The organism is Maribacter arenosus (assembly GCF_014610845.1).
In the GTDB taxonomy this organism is placed as follows: domain Bacteria; phylum Bacteroidota; class Bacteroidia; order Flavobacteriales; family Flavobacteriaceae; genus Maribacter_A; species Maribacter_A arenosus.
Map to the genome: position 1 here is coordinate 1,051,052 of NZ_JABTCG010000001.1, position 17,893 is coordinate 1,068,944.

At 37.8% G+C, this 17,893-nt stretch carries 21 protein-coding genes; 20 read left to right on the top strand and 1 reads right to left on the bottom strand.

Annotated features, from left to right (window positions below; genetic code table 11):
• The 19 genes from HPE63_RS04595 to HPE63_RS04685 all read left to right on the top strand — a co-directional run bounded on the left by HPE63_RS04595 (position 1) and on the right by HPE63_RS04685 (position 15,280).
• Positions 1–1,068 carry a DUF3810 domain-containing protein gene (locus HPE63_RS04595; protein WP_188313037.1) on the top strand — a complete coding sequence of 356 codons (1,068 nt, stop codon included), beginning with the start codon at positions 1–3 and terminating at the stop codon, positions 1,066–1,068.
• 252 nt (positions 1,069–1,320) lie between these two features.
• Positions 1,321–2,055 carry a DUF6090 family protein gene (locus HPE63_RS04600; protein WP_188313038.1) on the top strand — a complete coding sequence of 245 codons (735 nt, stop codon included), beginning with the start codon at positions 1,321–1,323 and terminating at the stop codon, positions 2,053–2,055.
• A 104-nt stretch (positions 2,056–2,159) separates the two neighbouring features.
• Positions 2,160–2,606 carry a YybH family protein gene (locus HPE63_RS04605; protein ID WP_188313039.1) on the top strand — a complete coding sequence of 149 codons (447 nt, stop codon included), beginning with the start codon at positions 2,160–2,162 and terminating at the stop codon, positions 2,604–2,606.
• 217 nt (positions 2,607–2,823) lie between these two features.
• Positions 2,824–3,774: a hypothetical protein gene (locus HPE63_RS04610; protein ID WP_188313040.1), complete on the top strand. Its 951-nt coding sequence runs from the start codon at positions 2,824–2,826 to the stop codon at positions 3,772–3,774.
• 367 nt (positions 3,775–4,141) lie between these two features.
• Positions 4,142–4,927 carry a CPBP family intramembrane glutamic endopeptidase gene (locus HPE63_RS04615; RefSeq protein WP_188313041.1) on the top strand — a complete coding sequence of 262 codons (786 nt, stop codon included), beginning with the start codon at positions 4,142–4,144 and terminating at the stop codon, positions 4,925–4,927.
• Between the two features lie 277 nt (positions 4,928–5,204).
• Complete coding sequence (locus HPE63_RS04620; protein WP_188313042.1) at positions 5,205–5,573, top strand: VOC family protein; 369 nt, start codon at positions 5,205–5,207, stop codon at positions 5,571–5,573.
• Between the two features lie 24 nt (positions 5,574–5,597).
• Positions 5,598–6,140 (top strand): DUF4287 domain-containing protein, encoded by a 543-nt coding sequence (locus HPE63_RS04625; RefSeq protein WP_188313043.1) that lies wholly within the window; start codon positions 5,598–5,600, stop codon positions 6,138–6,140.
• Between the two features lie 105 nt (positions 6,141–6,245).
• Positions 6,246–6,704, top strand: coding sequence for a DUF6597 domain-containing transcriptional factor (locus tag HPE63_RS04630; RefSeq protein ID WP_188313044.1), 459 nt, complete (start codon positions 6,246–6,248; stop codon positions 6,702–6,704).
• Entirely contained in the window at positions 6,689–7,063 is a 375-nt protein-coding gene (locus HPE63_RS04635; RefSeq protein ID WP_188313045.1) for a helix-turn-helix domain-containing protein, read from the top strand. Before HPE63_RS04630 ends, HPE63_RS04635 begins: the two co-directional genes overlap by 16 nt.
• Before the next feature lie 71 nt (positions 7,064–7,134).
• Complete coding sequence (locus tag HPE63_RS04640; protein ID WP_188313046.1) at positions 7,135–7,542, top strand: DUF1761 domain-containing protein; 408 nt, start codon at positions 7,135–7,137, stop codon at positions 7,540–7,542.
• Between the two features lie 10 nt (positions 7,543–7,552).
• Positions 7,553–8,074: a hypothetical protein gene (locus HPE63_RS04645; RefSeq protein ID WP_188313047.1), complete on the top strand. Its 522-nt coding sequence runs from the start codon at positions 7,553–7,555 to the stop codon at positions 8,072–8,074.
• Positions 8,075–8,086: 12 nt separating this feature from the next.
• Positions 8,087–8,656: a DUF5655 domain-containing protein gene (locus HPE63_RS04650; protein WP_188313048.1), complete on the top strand. Its 570-nt coding sequence runs from the start codon at positions 8,087–8,089 to the stop codon at positions 8,654–8,656.
• Positions 8,656–9,609 carry a TolB-like translocation protein gene (locus HPE63_RS04655; RefSeq protein ID WP_188313049.1) on the top strand — a complete coding sequence of 318 codons (954 nt, stop codon included), beginning with the start codon at positions 8,656–8,658 and terminating at the stop codon, positions 9,607–9,609. The genes HPE63_RS04650 and HPE63_RS04655 overlap by 1 nt, the downstream gene beginning before the upstream one ends.
• Before the next feature lie 413 nt (positions 9,610–10,022).
• Entirely contained in the window at positions 10,023–10,562 is a 540-nt protein-coding gene (locus tag HPE63_RS04660) for an ester cyclase (RefSeq protein WP_188313050.1), read from the top strand.
• Between the two features lie 149 nt (positions 10,563–10,711).
• A complete protein-coding gene (locus HPE63_RS04665; protein WP_188313051.1) occupies positions 10,712–11,200 on the top strand; it encodes a hypothetical protein in 489 nt (162 codons plus the stop codon).
• A 103-nt stretch (positions 11,201–11,303) separates the two neighbouring features.
• Entirely contained in the window at positions 11,304–13,121 is a 1,818-nt protein-coding gene (locus tag HPE63_RS04670) for a long-chain-acyl-CoA synthetase (protein WP_188313052.1), read from the top strand.
• Positions 13,122–13,394: 273 nt separating this feature from the next.
• Positions 13,395–13,760 carry a DUF1801 domain-containing protein gene (locus tag HPE63_RS04675; protein ID WP_188313053.1) on the top strand — a complete coding sequence of 122 codons (366 nt, stop codon included), beginning with the start codon at positions 13,395–13,397 and terminating at the stop codon, positions 13,758–13,760.
• A gap of 70 nt (positions 13,761–13,830) precedes the next feature.
• Complete coding sequence (locus HPE63_RS04680; RefSeq protein ID WP_188313054.1) at positions 13,831–14,703, top strand: 3-keto-disaccharide hydrolase; 873 nt, start codon at positions 13,831–13,833, stop codon at positions 14,701–14,703.
• A gap of 25 nt (positions 14,704–14,728) precedes the next feature.
• On the top strand, positions 14,729–15,280 hold the full coding sequence (locus tag HPE63_RS04685; RefSeq protein WP_188313055.1) for a DUF7010 family protein: 552 nt from the start codon (positions 14,729–14,731) through the stop codon (positions 15,278–15,280).
• A gap of 29 nt (positions 15,281–15,309) precedes the next feature.
• Here HPE63_RS04685 and HPE63_RS04690 read toward each other — a convergent pair whose 3' ends face one another.
• A complete protein-coding gene (locus HPE63_RS04690) occupies positions 15,310–16,497 on the bottom strand; it encodes a molybdopterin molybdotransferase MoeA (RefSeq protein WP_188313056.1) in 1,188 nt (395 codons plus the stop codon).
• Positions 16,498–16,686: 189 nt separating this feature from the next.
• On the opposite strand from HPE63_RS04690, the gene trpB reads away from it, so the two are divergent.
• Positions 16,687–17,889: a tryptophan synthase subunit beta gene (gene trpB, locus HPE63_RS04695; protein WP_188313057.1), complete on the top strand. Its 1,203-nt coding sequence runs from the start codon at positions 16,687–16,689 to the stop codon at positions 17,887–17,889.
• The last annotated feature ends 4 nt before the right edge of the window (positions 17,890–17,893 follow it).

Below are 17,893 nucleotides of genomic sequence, written 5' to 3' on the forward strand. Positions count from 1 at the left end.
ATGGTCTATAAAATCAAAAACTGGGTAGCGTTATCGCTAATTCCGCAGATCATACTCGTTAAGTGGTTGGGCAAATATCCTGAACTTATCGAGAGTTATTATAGTGAAGGCATCTATCCATGGATATCCAAATTCTTTCGAATTTTATATGGATGGATCCCATTCTCGATTGGCGATGTCCTCTATTTTATCCTGGCCCTTTTGGCCCTTCGATATGTATATAAACAACGATTGGAAATCAAGACCTATCCCTTTGGTTTTATACGAAATGTTGTTTTTGTTCTTTCGATCGCCTATTTCTCTTTTCACCTACTGTGGGGGCTTAACTACTACCGACTCCCCATCGCCCAGAAATTCGCTTTGGAGGATAAAAATTCCGAAGCAGGACTTATGGATTTGACCAAAGCCCTGATCATAAAAACGAATGCATTGCAATTCAGCATTACGAAAGATACGGCACGTGCGGTTGAGATCCCGTATACTAAAAATGAGATTTTTGAAAAAACCCTGATCGGGTATAGCCGGTTAGAGAATACCTATCCGTTTCTTGCCTATAAAATTCCAAGCATTAAAAAATCGCTTTTCAGTACGGGGTTAAGTTATATGGGATACGGCGGTTATCTGAACCCGTTTACCCATGAAGGACAAGTAAATGCCCGTCTACCCAATTTTAGGTTTCCTGTGGTTGCAGGTCATGAAATAGGGCACCAATTGGGGTATTCCGCGGAAAATGAGACGAATTTTATAGGGTATTTGGCCACGATGCATAATCCGGATATCTATTTTCAGTATGCCGCTTATGCCTATGCTTTAAGCTATTGTCTCAGTGATATCCGAAGAAACGATGAAACGAAATTCGAGGAATTATATGCCACCATACACCCGGGAACCCAACGGAATTTTGAGGAAATGGCCTATTTTTGGCAATCGTTCGAAAACCCTATGGAACCTGTCTTTAAATCTATTTTCAACACTTTTTTGAAAGCGAACAACCAAACCCAAGGGATTAAAAGTTATAATGCCGTAGTTTCCCTTTTGATCCCCTATCATCAAGAACATCCGCTTTAGTGGTGGGTTCAGCCTTGGAAGGTGACAAAAACGCTACCCTTTTTAGACCTGATGGCGATCTAGAGCAGAGGAGAGACTTATTTTGTAGCCGTTTATATTCATTTGTACTCATTTACATCGCGCTTTTAAGTTGATATACTTGGTAGTTAGGGTAATTTGTAAGAATTTTATAGGGTATTGATAAAAAAGGGATAAACGTAATATTACGTTTAGCCAATTGTTGTGCTTCATTATGACCAAACCCGCTGACCAATGATAAAATTCTTCAGGAAAATTAGACAAAAACTTCTGACTGAAAACAAATTCAGTAAATATCTATTATACGCAACTGGGGAAATTATTCTTGTTGTGATCGGAATTTTAATTGCTCTGCAAATTAACAATTGGAACCAAGGTAGAATAGATACTCAAAAAGAAATAAATCATCTTAAAAATATTCAACGAAATTTAAATGATGATTTAATTAATCAGATATCTCCTTGCATTGAAAGAACAGAAAGACAAATCCAAGCATTTGAACTTCTCGAAACTGGACTTTATGCAAGAAACGAAATAAGTAACGATTCAATTCGACAACTATTCTTTCAAATGCTTGGGTCATGGGATTTGATTCTAAATACAGTTGCCTTTGAAAATTTGAAATCCTCAGGCTTGGATATTTTATCAAACGATAGCATAAAATTAGAATTGCTAACTCTTTATGGGAACAATTATCAATATGTTAAAGACCTTCAAGATTACTATGAGCAAACGCATGATGAAAGAGTTTCATCTTGGTTCTTTAACAACAATGTTGAAATGTGGGAAAGATTAACTGATCGAGACAAACAAAAAATAATTAGTGATAAACATTTATATGGGGCGTTGAAATCAGAAGCTAGATATACATTGAGAAAGTACTTGGACGAATTAAAGAAGATCAAACCTATTATGCAAAAGCTAATTGATAATATAAAAGAGGATATTAAACGACTACAAGAAAAATAACAAAAGCACAACAATATATATGAAATCATAGCTCCCATTCGGTTGCCACGCTTCATATACGAATCGTTGTGCGTCACCTAATAGAAATAATTAATAACTACATCATGAAAAAACAAATATTGCTTCTGCTGTTTCTTCTTTTCATTAACCTTTTAGCAAAAGGGCAGTCAATTGACACCCAAATAGAAAAAGAAGGACTCATGAATGCGGACAAGGCTTGGTCTCTTGCTGCAGAAACCAATGACATGGAAAAATTATGGTCCTTCTGGGAAGATGAGGCGATTATGTTGATGTCCTCAGACATGACCCTTAAAGGGATCGACCAATATAAAAAATTTACAACCCAGGTAAGGCAAGACCCCAACTTTAGAATTAGTTGGGAAGTTCAAGGTGCAGAAGTGTCAGAAAAAGCAGACATGGGATATACCTTTGGAATTGGTACAGTGCAAAGAACAAGTAGTACAGGAGAACTAATTTCAACTACACAACCCTATCTCATTGTCTGGAGGAAACAACCTGATGGATTATGGAAATGTATAATTGAAAAGTGATATAGTAAAAAATTATCATTTCAAGAATAGGCGGACGCACAACATTGTGTATGAGCCATAGCGTGTTTAGTGCAAATTTGAATTATAAATTTGAAATTCGTAGGTCGGCAGCAGGTGGCGATTTGGCGCCATAAAATCCGCTGCTGCTCATACGCGAGACCGTTGGCACCCATTTCAAAAGAGCACAAATAACTTTAATTCAACTTCAAAATAGCTTATGAAAGATAATCACTACAATATTTCAATATTGGTTCCTTTATTCCTACTTATTTTTTTAAGTGCTTGTAAAAACACAAAAAAAGAGAATAATAAGTCTTCTAATTTAGAATCAAAAAATTATGTGGAGGTTGTTTCATCAGGAATGAATTTTGAAATGGACAATGAAATTAATTCTGGCTGGACAACTTTCAAATACTCAAATAAATCTAGTGAAACACACTTTTTTATTCTAGAAAAGTTACCTGATAGTGTTGGAATTGAAAGGTACCAAAAAGAATTCCTGGCGCCTTTCAAGAGAGCTTACGAATACTTTATAGATGGAGAAATTGAAACTGGAAATAAACAGTTTGAAGATCTTCCAGCTTGGTCCTCTAAAATGGAAATATGCGGAGGTGTCGCACTAACCTCACCAAATAGGGAATCAGAAACTACCTTGTTTTTGGAACCTGGAACTTATATTATGGAATGTTATGTAAGAATGCCAAACGGAATGCCTCATGTTTTTTATGGAATGCTTAAAGAGTTTAAAGTTTCTGCTACTAGCAATGGAAACAAAGAACCAACTGCCGATGAAGAAATATCTATTTCTAGTGCCAATGGAATTGCCTTTAAAGACAGTTTGGTTGAAGGAGACTATACATTTTCTGTTGATTTTAAAGACCAGAAAATATATGAACATATGCTAGGTCATGACATTAATTTAGTGAAATTAGAGAATGAAGCACAACTAGACTCTTTAAATAGCTGGGTTAATCTTTCTGACTATTCAGCTTTCAAGACACCAGTGCCAAAAGGCTTGACATTTCTAGGAGGCGTAGAGGATTTGTTTGGAGATAAAAAAGGATATTTCAATGTTACGCTAACAAGAGGTCAGTATGTTTTAATCTCTGAAGTCCCAAATGCCATAGAGAGAAAAATGTTTAAACTATTTGAAGTCACATCAAATTAGAAGTTGAACTGTTCATGGTCGTAAAACAAATAAAAAACGTTTGCCAACATTGTATCCTATGAAAAGCCTTAGTCCTTGCGGATTTTATACCTGCTTGCCGGCAGGCAGGTTCGGTTTGTATTTGCTAATTTAGTTGCTGAAACACCTGCCTGTGGCAGGCGGAAACCGGCCAGTGCGTCAACTCGCCCGCTGCGATGGCAGACGGTGTCCGCAAAATACGAGCCGAGACATTGTGTGTAATTTCCATCCAGATGTAACATTTATGTTTTTGAAAAGTCTTCATTTATAGGCATATAACTAAATGAATTAAAAAATTTGGAAGATTACTGATGCCAAATGCTTCCCGCAAAATAAATTAAGGTCAATTATGAAAATTTTGAATTCAAAAGGAAAAAGAGAAATCATTCTATTCTCGGTAGTTGTAATAGCCTTGAGTTCAGTAATATGTTTTAGTTCTTATAAATTAGATGATCCAAATGTCTCAATATTAACTGTTTTCGTACCATCAACAATTGCACTGATTATTACTGCCATCACAAAAGGGAAGAAAGGTCTCTATGAGTTGTTCGTTAAACAGACGGTGAAGAAAACAGGCTTAAAATGGCTTCTTATTTCACTGATTGGAATTCCTGTTCTAGCATCTTTAGCCGTGCTTACTTCCTTGGATTTCGATATTTCCAGATTTGATTTGAGAACTACTCAATTGCTGCCACAGATTATTATTATTGTATTAATTGCAATAGGTGAAGAATATGGTTGGAGAGGGTTTTTACTTCCCAGATTGTTGGATACATTTAATCTGTTATATTCAAGTATAATACTTGGTTTGATTTGGGGATTCTGGCATTTTCCAGCATATCTGATTGGGACAGGGATCCCTTTGCAAATGAATTTTATAGTGTTTCTATTATGGGTGATTTTAGGAACACTTTTTATAAGTTGGATTTATTACTATACCAAAAGTGTGCTGACATCCATACTCGCTCATATTAGTGCTAATGCCGCCTTTAATTATCTACTAATTTTGCCGGAATTTACTGGAAGTATGAATACATTCTGGTTGTTTATTCTATACTTGTCGGTTCTGATGATGATGATCTTCTACATTAAGAGAAAAGATTTATTAAAAGGCGATAACAATAAATACTATTGAGTCTAGCGTTTATTAAAAACCTTATGTAGAATGGTTAAAAAGGTTGAATTAAAAATACCGAAAATACCGTTTAAAATTAAAAACCTCAAACTTAGGATGGCTATAATTCAGCGCTACTTTAGAACTATCTTGAAATTTCCTACATTTAATAAAAATTAGAAATGGCTTAAATGGCCTACCGGGTAGGGCCTGCCAAAGGCAGGCAAGCTCGCCGAAATCATAGCCAAGCCCGTTGTTGCCAATAAAAAAATTAGATAACTATAAACCTAAGTAAAACATGAAAGAAAAAAGAGTTACTCATTTTGAAATACCATGTGAAAATCCTGAGAAAACTATGAAGTTTTTCGAACAAGTCTTCAGTTGGAAATTTCAAAAATTTGGGAATGAAGATTACTGGTTCGCTATTACAGGCAATGAAGACCCTGGCATAAATGGTGCGATAATGAAAAAAAGAAAACCAGACCAACCAATAACAAATTCTATATCTGTGGAAAATATGGATGAAGCTTTAAAAAATATTGAAAAACACAAGGGACAGATAGTAGTTCCAAAGATGGCGATACCTACCTCAGGGTGGCTTGCTTTTTTTAAAGATCCGGATGGGAACATTCATGGGGTTTGGCAAGATGATCAAAAAGCGAAATAGGTTTATTATTGAATAAATGAACATATGGATAAGGCACTGAAAACAATGATTGACAATATGCCTGAAAAAACAGGAAAGTCCTTAGAAGAATGGATTGAAATATTAAAAGATAAGACCTTTTCAAAACATTCGGATGCTGTCAAGTACTTGAAGAGTGAACATAAGGTTACACATGGTTATGCAAATACGATTGTTACGCTATCTAAAGAAAAAACTTCATCTGAAGATGAGTTGGTAACAGCGCAATATAACGGCAAAGAAGCACTATTTCCTATTTACAAAGAATTGATATCTTATGTGAAAACTTTGGGAAAAGATGTGACAATTACGCCCAAAAAAGGCAGTGTAAGTATAATTAGAAAAAGACAATTTGTATTAATCAAGCCTGCAACCAAAACAAGGATTGATTTGGGATTGAAACTCAAAAATAAACCAACTACCGAAAGGTTAGGAAACTCTGGTCCTTTTGGCACCATGTGTACTCACAGAGTCCAATTATCACATGTGAGTGACATTGACCCTGAACTGAAGGATTGGATTAAAGAAGCGTATGATAAATCAGAATAAACAGGCTACAACACTGTATATGAAATCATAGCACCCTGTGGGATGCTACGCTTCATTACTAGACTGTTGGGCGTAATGTGAAGAAACACAGAAATAAACTGAAAATTGATTACAAAAATCCACATACCGAACTATCCGCTAAATCAATTTATTGACCATTTCTTCTATTATACAGGATTTAATCCCGAACATTCCGTTGACCGCTTTTTACCAGACGGGGAAGTTCAACTGATCTTTGACCTGACCGACTACCCAAAGTATATTTATGATAACGAAACTTTAAAAGAAATACAATCTTGCCAAAATGTTTGGTTTTCGGGCTTTCGGACAGAACCCATAACCATTCCATCAGGTAAGGAAAGCGAAATGTTGATTGTTCAGTTTAAAAAGGGAAAGGCTTTTCCCTTTTTGAGCGAACCAATGCAAAATCTGACAAATTATGTAGTTGATGCGGAGTTGGTTTTAAAATCGGAAATACTGAACATCCGTGAGCGACTTTTAGAATCAAAAACAAATGAAAAAAATTTCAAATACTTGAAGAAAACCTATTGCAATGTTACTTAAACCAGTTACGGGAAAACCCATTTGTCGATTTTGCAATTTCTAAAATCCTATCCTGCCCTAACCAAATCAGCATCAAGGAAATTTCCAAAAATGTTGGTTACTCACATAAACACGTTTGCAAAATATTCAAGGAAAACGTGGGCGTTACCCCAAAGACATTTTTAAAAATCATCCGTTTTCAAAAGGCAATTCAACAAATAGAGCAACAACGTTTCGTTGATTGGTCTGCAATCGCCTATGATTGTGGGTTTTATGACCAATCCCATTTCATAGCGGATTTTAAAGTTTTTTCAGGTTTCACCCCAACGGAATACCTAAACCAAAAAGGCGAATCCTTGAACTACGTTCCAATAAAGTAAGTCGAGGTAAATTTTTTCCTATCAGTTGTTCATACTTTTAAGGACCTTTGCCTTAAATAAAACATTCAATTATGGAAAATATGATAATCAACCATTGGGCAGTTTTGGTATGTGCTATTTTTAATATGGTTTTGGGAGCAATTTGGTATTCCCCTGCACTCTTTTATAGCGCTTGGAAAAGAGAAAACAATTTGACAGACGAACAACTCAAAAAATCAAATCCTGCAAAAATTTATGGCATTAGCTTTTTAATAGCTTTTCTTATGTCGTACAACCTTGCTTTCTTCTTGGGAGATGCAAATACCGATTGGCAATGGGGATTAACAGCAGGTTTTCTTGCAGGCTTCGGTTGGGCAGCTGCAATTTTTACGTCCATTGCATTATTTGAGCAAAAAAGTTGGAAATACATATTGATAAATGGCGGTTATATCATTGTCTATTTTTCTGTAATCGGTTTTGTTTTAGGTATTTGGAGATAATAAAGTAATTATGAAATATAAATTCATCATTTTTATGATTTTCGGATCAATACTGACCGCTAAAGGTCAAGAAACTATTCCCGAGTGGTTTATTACGGAGATAAAAGCTCAAGAAGGTACTTGGATTGCCGACAATTCAAAATACAGCGAGGACGGTATCGAAAGTTATGCTATAGAATGGACTTTAAGTCCTCTTAAAAATAGTCTATACGGCAGACTTTATGGAATAAATGACAATGTAGAGATTGGTACATTTTGGACGTTCCATAAATATTTTGACACTTCAAAGAATAAAGTCGTTTTGATGCAGATTGGTTACAATGGAAGTTTGGGAATCGGCACTATTGAATATAAAAACAATAACGAAACGGTCTTAACCCAAACATTTACGGACCCAGAAGGAACGAGTCGTTTGGAAGGTCACAATATGATCTATCCAAATGATACCACCGAAATAGGTTCATCTTATTCAATTAATGAATCTGGTGGTTGGACACTAAAAAGAACATACACTTGGAAAAAATCACTTTAAAATTAAAATGGTATGGCAAAGACATCTAAAGAAATAGAACAAGAGTTCATCAATGGACTAAAAACTGAAACGGGAAAAGACCTTAAATCTTGGTTGTCCAACATTACCAAAAGTGGCATCGAGAAACGAAATGACATCATAAAATGGTTGAAAACCGAACACAATTTTGGGCATATGAACGCCAATCTTTTAATGGGTATTTATGCAAATGACGGAAAACCCGTTTATTCCAGCGAACAAAATCTTTTGGACAATCAATTTGAGAAATATCAGGAAATGCGTCCGCTTTTTGAGGAATTGCAAAATGCAATTCTAAAATGGGACAATTCCGCAGATTTCGTTACCAAGAAAACATACGTTTCCGTAACAAAAAAAAGGGAATTTGCAGCTATCAATATTAAAAAAGGAGAATTGCGTTTAGGAATGGATTTGGGAGATAGACCTTTTGACCAACTCGTACAAAAATCAAAATTGACCGGACCAATGCCAAGAATTTCACATATGGTAATCATCCATGAAATATCAGACCTAACCAAACAAGTTTTCGACTTGCTTGAAACATCTAAAATCCGAGTTAACTAATGAAATCGATATTAGCAACATTTTTCTTGGTCTTTCTTTTCCTTTCCTGCGAAGAAAAGAAAAATGAAACATCAGCAAAGCAAAAATATATCATTGCCTACAATGTACTTGTAGATGGTGAAAACGACAATTACGATATTTTTACCGTAAATCCCGAAAATGGCAAAACCACCAATGTCTCGAACAACCCAGATGTTGCTTGGACCTACTCAAGTGTTGGAAATAAAATTACTTACATAAGTGATAAGGACACGTGCAAAAGATGTGAATTTCTTTATCAAATGGACATAGACGGTAAAAACGACCGAAAAATAACCGACTTTAGATTACGTGATAGTTGGATGGGTTTTCGGAAAAACGGAACTGAAATTATTGTAACACCGCACCAAAGTGTTGATTCAGTATTCTATATTATCGACTTGAATGGCAAAATGCTTAAAAAAGTAAATACAGGCTTGCCTTATGCAGTTGACCCAACCTTTTCTCCAGATGGAAAGAAAATCGCCTTTCGTGGTGCCCACAAAAAATCGAAACGTGAAGACGGCTTTGCTGACGAAATTTACACGATAAATGATGATGGTACAGACTTGACGAAACTTACCAACTATCCCAAATCCGACACAACTGCCCAATGGTACGCGTACAAAGCTGGACCACCACAATGGCACCCGACTGAAAACTTTATCAGCTATACGAGTTTCCAAAACGGAAAATATAGTTTATATGCAATCACACCTGATGGAAAAAAACACTGGAAACTGACGGACAATGCACAGAGTGAAGTCTATCATAATTGGTCGCCTAATGGGAAATTTCTTGTAATGGATTTGTCGGACACTTTGGAGACAAAATACCAAATTGGACTAATGAATTGGAAAACCAAAGAACTAAAAGTATTGACTGATACGATTTACAAATACCAACAATCACCAGTTTTCGTCATAGACAATTGAAAATTACGGACGGAAAAAGCGCTATGCCCCACAATGTATATAAAAAATAGCGCAAGTCATTGCTAACACAAAGGCTTGTGCATTTCTGGAAATTCGGCTTGTGTATTATCCGAAAAGTTTGCGTCTTTTACATGCAACTTTCCCTGCAAAATACCGTTAGAACTCCTTCAAATGAAGCTGACTTCTTGTCAAACTATCGATCGAAACCAATACCCAAAACATCTGTCAAAACCAAAACCCATAGCACTGTCAGATTTTTAACCGATTATTAAGAAAATTTGCTATATTTCCTTAAAAATCAAGCCATCGTACCAGCTCGACCACGGCCATCGCAGATGTCGTGTTTAGTGGGGCGTTGGCAACAGGTTCGGACCAAATAAATTTTGTTTAACTAATTAAAACCAATCAAAACTATGAAAACACTATCCAAAATCACATTTTCAGTATTAGCAATAGTATTATTTGTGTCTTGTAATCAACAAAAAAAAGAGGTTGAAAATCAAGCCGAAACAAAACAAAAAGCATTTGAAGAAAAAATAAGCGCAACTAATGACGCTCTATTCGCTGCATGGAATACTGGCGATGCAGCCATCATGGAAGCAAACTTGACTCCGGATTTTATCAGAAAGCAAAATGGAGAGGAAAGCTCGAAAAACCGAGAGGAATACATCGGACTGATGAAAACTTTTAGAACTGCCATTCCTGATATGAAATTCACCTATGAGTTAATGGATGTAAAAGGCAATAAAACATTTAGTAAATGGACCGCTAAAGGCACCAATACAGGGATGTTCGGGGACCAACCTGCAACAGGTAAACCAAGTGTAACACATGGCTTTACTATTTTAACCTATAATGACGAAGGGAAAGCAATTTCAGAAGAAGCTTATATGGATCAATTAAGTTATCTACAAGCCTGGGGTTATACTTTAACACCACCAACAATAGAGTAAAAACAAGTTGCCAACCACCTATAAACGCAATAGCGGTTCGAGTTGGCACTCGAACCGCTATTTTGTTAAAAAAACGTATCTTTTAATCCGAAAATCAGGTCATTGTAGTCCGCTACTGCGTTTATACGATACCGAAATGGACAATTAAAATGACCTATCCATTCGTTCCAAAATCTAATAAGAAATTAAACTCTGGCGATTATTGGGTTACGAAGCTAATTAATAAATCTTACGCTGTTGGAGTTGTTATTGATGTTCCTCCTTCGGATTTAAAATTGACCCGGGAAATCGTTATTGGACTTTTAAACTGGAATGGAAATAAGATTCCTAAGCTGGAGGATTTAACAAACTCTAAAATTTTGAAACAAGGGCATGCGCATATTAAAACAATAAGTGAAAACTCAATTGGTATTATGGGACATATTGATTTCTCAAAAGCCAATATTGAACCTCAAATTTTGATTGGTTCATATGGAGCAAATAATCCAGAATGGAATTTAATGAGAGGCTACAAAATAGTCGGGGATTATAAAAAATTGGATAAGAAAAAATATAATATGGCTGGATTTTGGGGCTATGACTTACTAAACGAAATTGCCGAAAGTGACTTTGTGAGAAAAGGTAAGAACTGGTTATGACAACGACCCCTATAAAAAGCCCTAGTATAGTTTTTTATTTAATAAATTATTGAAGATTCCATTAATAAAAACCCAGCGTGTTGTAATGAATAACATCATTTAAATGGCCAAAACATTTCAGAACCGTAGATTGAATCCGGTTATTCTCATAGGAAAGATCATCGCCCTTATTCCACAGTTTCCTAGGATGATAAAGTATATCAAGAAGGTTAAAACAATAGCTTCGGATAGTCAACTATCCATCGGAAAAATTCTCGAGGAGAACGCAAAGCATCATGGAAGTAACATTGCCCTAAAATATGAAGACCAAAGGTATTCCTATTCCGAATTCAACCAAATGGTGAATAGGTATGCGAATTACCTTCTTCGAGAAGGTGTTAAAAATGGGGAAACGATTACCGCTTTTTTAGAAAATAGACCGGAACTTCTTTTTTTAATAGCCGCTTGTGCAAAAATCGGGGCGGTCATTTCCCTTATCAATCCCAACCAGAAAGGGAAGGTATTGATGCATTCTTTGGAACTGGATAGATCCAATCACTTTTTTATAGGAGAAGAATTGATTCCTTTTTTTGAAGAAGTCAAAACGTCACTTTCTGGAAACACCGATCATAAGTACTATTGGATCAGTGATCAAAACATAACCGATTGCCCGACGCATTATATCGAGTTAAAAAAGGAGTTGGAAAAAGCTGATATAAACAATCCGGCTACAACCAAGCAAATAAGGGCAAATCAAGCCTATGCCAACGTTTTCACTTCAGGTACCACAGGTTTACCCAAAGCATCGCGACAAACGCATAGAAAATGGTTAGCGACCTATTACTGGTTTGGTAAAGTCAACATGAACCTCAAACCAAATGATGTGATGTATGTACCACTTCCCTTCTACCATACCAATGCCCTCATTGTCGGATGGCCTACAGCGCTTGCAGCCCCTTGTACGATGGTTATGCGGAGAAAATTTTCGGTTACCCATTTCTGGGAAGATGTACAAAAATACAACGTAACGGCATTCATTTACATTGGGGAATTATGCCGATATCTGTTAAATGCTCCTGAATCGGTATTGGATAACAACCACAACGTTAAAAAAATAATGGGAAATGGGTTGCGGCCCGATATCTGGCATCAATTCAAGAAACGTTTCCAAATTAAAAATATTTATGAGTTTTATGGCGCTGCTGACGGTAATGTCGGTTTTACCAATACACTAAATTTTGATTGTACCATAGGATGGTCTCCCCAAAATTTCAAAATAGTAAAATATGATGTTGAAAACGATGCGCCCATCAAAGATCCCAATGGTTTTCTTATCCCGGTAAAAAAAGGGGAAACTGGGTTATTGATTTCTGAAATTAGCAATAAGGCCATTTTTGATGGATACGTGAATAAAGAAGGGAATGCCGTTAAAATTCTTAGCAATGTTTTTAAATCCGGAGACCAATGGTTCAATAGTGGTGATCTGTTGCAAGACATTGGTTATAGGCATGCACGGTTTATCGACAGAATTGGGGATACCTTTCGATGGAAAGGAGAAAATGTGGCCACCGCAGAGGTCGAAGGGATTATTGGCGATTTAAAATGTGTAGAGATCTGTGCCGTATATGGTGTGCAAATTCCAAATAATGACGGACGGGCAGGAATGGCTACTATTGTGATGCGTACCGACGAAAGTTGTGATATCGAAGTTGTTGCGGAACATCTTCATAAAGAACTACCTAAATATGCAGTGCCTATTTTTATTAGGATAAAGGATGAAATCAATTTTACACATACCCATAAAATCAAAAAGTTCGACTTAAAAAAAGAAGGTTTCAATTGCGATGGGCGACTCTATGTGATGTTACCAAAAAGCAATACCTATGTTCCCATGGATAAAAGGCTTCTAGATGAAATTAATAAAGGCGTTTATATATTCTAGATAAATAAAACGAAACATCCAACCATAAAAAATTCTTTGGAAAGCCGAGCGTTAAGCAGAGTCCTGAAAGACCCTTGGATTTTAAGGAGCCAGCTGGGTGAAGGCGTTAATAACAATAGAATGATTAAACGATTAAGGAGAATATGGCAGCACCTTTTATCCAAAAACCTACCCGAACCTAGTTGTTCAGTGCGGTCAGGCAGCATAAAAAGTGTAATCCAGGAACGCAAAACCCCAACTTTACCCAAAATGAAGTACAAAGTTCAATAACCTATGGATAAAAATGATGATTTCTATTTAACCAAAGACGAACCCAACAAAAGTTGTTTATTGGCATTGCGCGATATGATCCTTTCCCAGGACGAAAACCTATCCGAAACCCGTAAATACGGAATGCCTTGCTTTTGCTACCGAAAAAAAATGTGCTGTTACCTTTGGGTGGATAAAAAAACAAAGGAACCCTATATTCTATTTGTTGAAGGAAAATACCTGGATCACCCAAAACTGGAAGTCGGCAAGCGGGCCCGAATGAAAATATACAGGGTTGACCCCCATCACGATATCCCCATAGCTGAGATCTACGTACTTCTAAAAAAGGCATTGGATCTATATCGAAACGGAACGATAAAAGCGAATTGAATTCTAGGTGGCCAGACATTTTTAAACCCGAGTAAAGATTTTATCTTTGAGGACAATTAAATACCCTTCGATGAAAAATCTTAAAAATGCATTTCTAGGCATCTGTTGTATTGTTCTATTCTTGGTAAGCTGTACCCCAAAACTGGGGCCCAATACCAACAAAGAAGAGTGGATATCTTTGTTCAATGGTAAAAATTTGGAAGGATGGACCCCTAAGATAAAAGGGTATACCTTGGGTGAAAACCCGATGGAAACCTTTAGGGTCACCGATAACAACCTTCGGGTTTCCTATGCGGCTTACGATTCCTTTGAAAGTAAATTCGGCCATCTTTTTTATAAGACCAAATTTTCGTACTACCGCCTAAAGGCCCAATACAGAATGGTAGGGGAACAGGTCAAAGGTGGACCAGGATGGGCCTTTGCCAACAATGGTTTTATGCTGCATTGCCAAGACCCAAAAACCATGTCCGTGGAACAGGATTTCCCCATGTCGATGGAATTCCAATTATTGGCAGCCAAGGATGAGGGCGAACGCCCAACCGGCAATCTATGTACCCCAGGCTGCCATGTACACATCGATGGAAAATTGGTTGAAGATCATTGCTTACCCGATACCAAGGGAGCTACCTACCCTATCGATAAATGGGTGAATATTGAGGCCGTGGTCCTTGGCGATTCCATCGTGCACCAAATTGTGGAAGGTGATACCGTAGTTACCTTTACCAAACCCGTTATCGGAGGATTTTTAGAAGGATTGGATAAAACGCAATTCAAGGATGGTACGCCTATGACCGAAGGGTATATCGCCATACAAGGTGAAAGCCATGACACTGAATTCAGGAATATCGAAGTATTGGATTTATGTGGTTGTACCGATAAGAAAGCCCAGAATTACAAGTCTTATTACATGAAAAACGACCCCTCAGCCTGTGTTTATGAATAACGCTTAAAAATACTCTATAAAAGCTATGGAGCAATTAGAAAGGACCCTTGAGGAGCAACGAAAGGAATTTATGGGTAGTAAATTCTTGGCGACCCCGTTGGCGGGAATGATCGTTTGGTCGATTATCGGGTTAGCCGGAATCTTTTTGCCCATAACCGCTGCGGTTTGGGTATTGTTCATAGGCACCGGAAGTATTGTTTACTTAGGGCTTTTTATCTCCAAATTCACCGGGGAAAATTTTTTGGACAAGACCAAACCAAAAAATACGTTTGATAGTCTGTTTATGTTTACTGTGGCCCAAGCGGCCATGGTCTATGCCATAGCCATTCCATTTTTTATTATCGATTATTCCTCTTTACCCTTGTCTGTCGGCATATTGACCGGTTTAATGTGGATCCCATTCTCATGGATTATCAGTCACTGGGTCGGATTGTTCCATGGTATCACAAGAACGATCACAATAGTACTACTTTGGTATGTTTTCCCAGAATTGCGCTTTGTGGCCATCCCCTTTGCCATTGTGCTGATTTATTTGATTACCATAATAATCTTGCCCAATCGAAAAATAGCCATCTAAAAATAAAACGAAAAGAAGCCCTAAAACTCCTAAGTTGGAATATATGGGACCACTTCCCCTTTTTCATAGGCTTTTTCCCTTGGGCGTAAACAAATAAATCCGTCGGAATGGACCAAACTCGTCAAATCGCCCGAACCATTCTCCCTTACGGGTCTTGCCCAAAGCACGCCTTTTTTGTTTTCCGTCTTTACCTGTACAAAACGGGTCAAAGGTAAATGTACCTCTAGAGATCCATCCAAGACTACTTCCTCCCTTGATATTTCAATCCCCAAAGAGCGGCACAACCAGGGTATAAAATAGACATGGTAGTTCGCAAATGTGGAAACCGGATTGCCGGGAAATGAAAATACAATGGTTTTCAAAGTAGGTTGTATACCGAACCAAAAGGGTTTTCCAGGTTTTTGGGCAACCCTATGAAACACTTTCTTTACTTTAAGGGAATCCATGACCTCGGGTATAAAATCGAATTTTCCTTTAGATACACCCCCACTTAACAGTACCACATCATAGGTTTTTAAGATTTGGCTTAGCTCCTTTTTAATGGTGGCTTTCTCATCCTTAAGATGAATTGAAGTTGCCTCGATCTTTTCTTTTTGCAAGGCAGCGCATAACGATAAGGCATTCGATCGTCGTATCTGATGGGGCAATGGCGTTTCGGACACGGCAATCAATTCATTCCCCGTGGAGACCACACAGACCTTGGGTGTTTTTTTTACCCGTACTTCTGACTTTCCCACGGAGGCCAAAATACCGATTTCGGCAGGGCCTATTATGGTGTTTTTAGGCAATAAAACCGTACCTAAGACCACATCACTACCTTTAAAATGAATGTCCTGTGCCTTTTTCACATCCTGTAACAAGGTGGCCATACCATCTTTGATGTTCAAATGTTCATACATGACAACGGTATCCGCATTTTTGGGCACAACGGCCCCTGTCATTATCTCAATACAATTATGGAGTTCATGAAGTGTATGCTGGGGCATTCCGGCACTGGCCACACCTTCGATCTTAAAAGTCCTTACACCTTTTTCCAACCCTTTGGAACTAATGGCAATGCCATCCTTCGTGGCGCGGTCAAATGGGGGGAAATCCCTATCTGCCAAGACATCCTCGGCCAAAATCCGTCCATTACAATGGCCTAAGGAAACGGATTCTTGATCAAAGTCCAAGGTATGGCTCAATACGTTGGCATAGGCCTCATCATAGTTTATCATACAATCAAATCAAAAAAATTAACAGCTCATCCCAAAGATAATCATTAGTAGACCATCTACATCGAGAACAGTATTTACAATTCGAACGATACTAAAATGGCAACCTATTTAAAATCATTTTAACCTTCAAATTCCGTATTTTTAACCTTCTTATTTCAATCAAGACTAACTATTTCTAGAGACCATAATATGACCGATAATTATTTTAAGACCTACCCTAACAAAGAAGGATTTTTTAATGAATACGGTGGAGCCTTCATTCCCCCGATGCTCGAAGAGGAGATGCGAAAAATAACCGATGCCTACTATGCCATCAGTAAATCGCATAGTTTCATCTCGGAACTGCGAAGTATACGCAAACATTATCAAGGTCGCCCTACCCCTGTTTATTATTGCAATCGTCTTTCTGAAAAATATGGAGGTCGGATTTACCTTAAAAGGGAGGATTTGAACCACACTGGCGCCCATAAATTAAACCATTGTATGGGAGAAGCCCTATTGGCCAAGCACTTGGGCAAAAAGAAACTGATCGCCGAGACCGGAGCAGGTCAGCATGGGGTGGCCCTTGCGACTGCCGCGGCCTATTTTGGTCTGGAGTGTGAAATTCATATGGGGGAAGTCGATATGGCCAAAGAACACCCCAATGTTGTGCGCATGCGTATTCTAGGGGCAAATGTTGTTCCGGTTTCACATGGATTAAAAACCTTGAAAGAAGCTGTAGACTCCGCCTTCGAAGCATATATGAAAGACCCTATTACCACCATCTATTGTATTGGTTCTGTCGTGGGTCCGCACCCTTTCCCCATGATGGTACGAGACTTTCAGCGTGTGGTTGGGATAGAAGCTAAAGCACAGTTTTTTGACATGACAGGGGAATTGCCCGACAATGTTGTTGCCTGTGTCGGTGGTGGTAGTAATGCCATGGGTATTTTTTCCGCCTTTTTGGATGATAGTGAATGCAGCCTTTACGGAGTGGAACCCGGCGGTCGTTCAATGGAGCATGGTGAGCATGCCGCAACTATGACCTTGGGCAAACCGGGAGTTATTCACGGGTTTAAATGCTATACCTTGCAAGATGAGAACGGTGAACCCAGTCCGGTCTATTCGGTGGCAAGTGGCTTGGATTATCCAGGTGTTGGTCCGGAACATAGTATGCTTAAAGATTTAAAGAAAGTAACCTATGAAGTGGTTTCGGATAAGGAGACCATCGATGCGTTTTACGAGCTAAGTCGCATGGAAGGAATAATTCCTGCCCTTGAGAGTGCCCATGCGGTAGCTTATGCCATTAAATTGGCACAGGAAAATCCACGTGAATCGATTTTAGTGAATTTAAGCGGTAGAGGTGATAAGGATCTTGATTATGTGGTCGATACGTATGGTTTGCCCGATTAAGGTA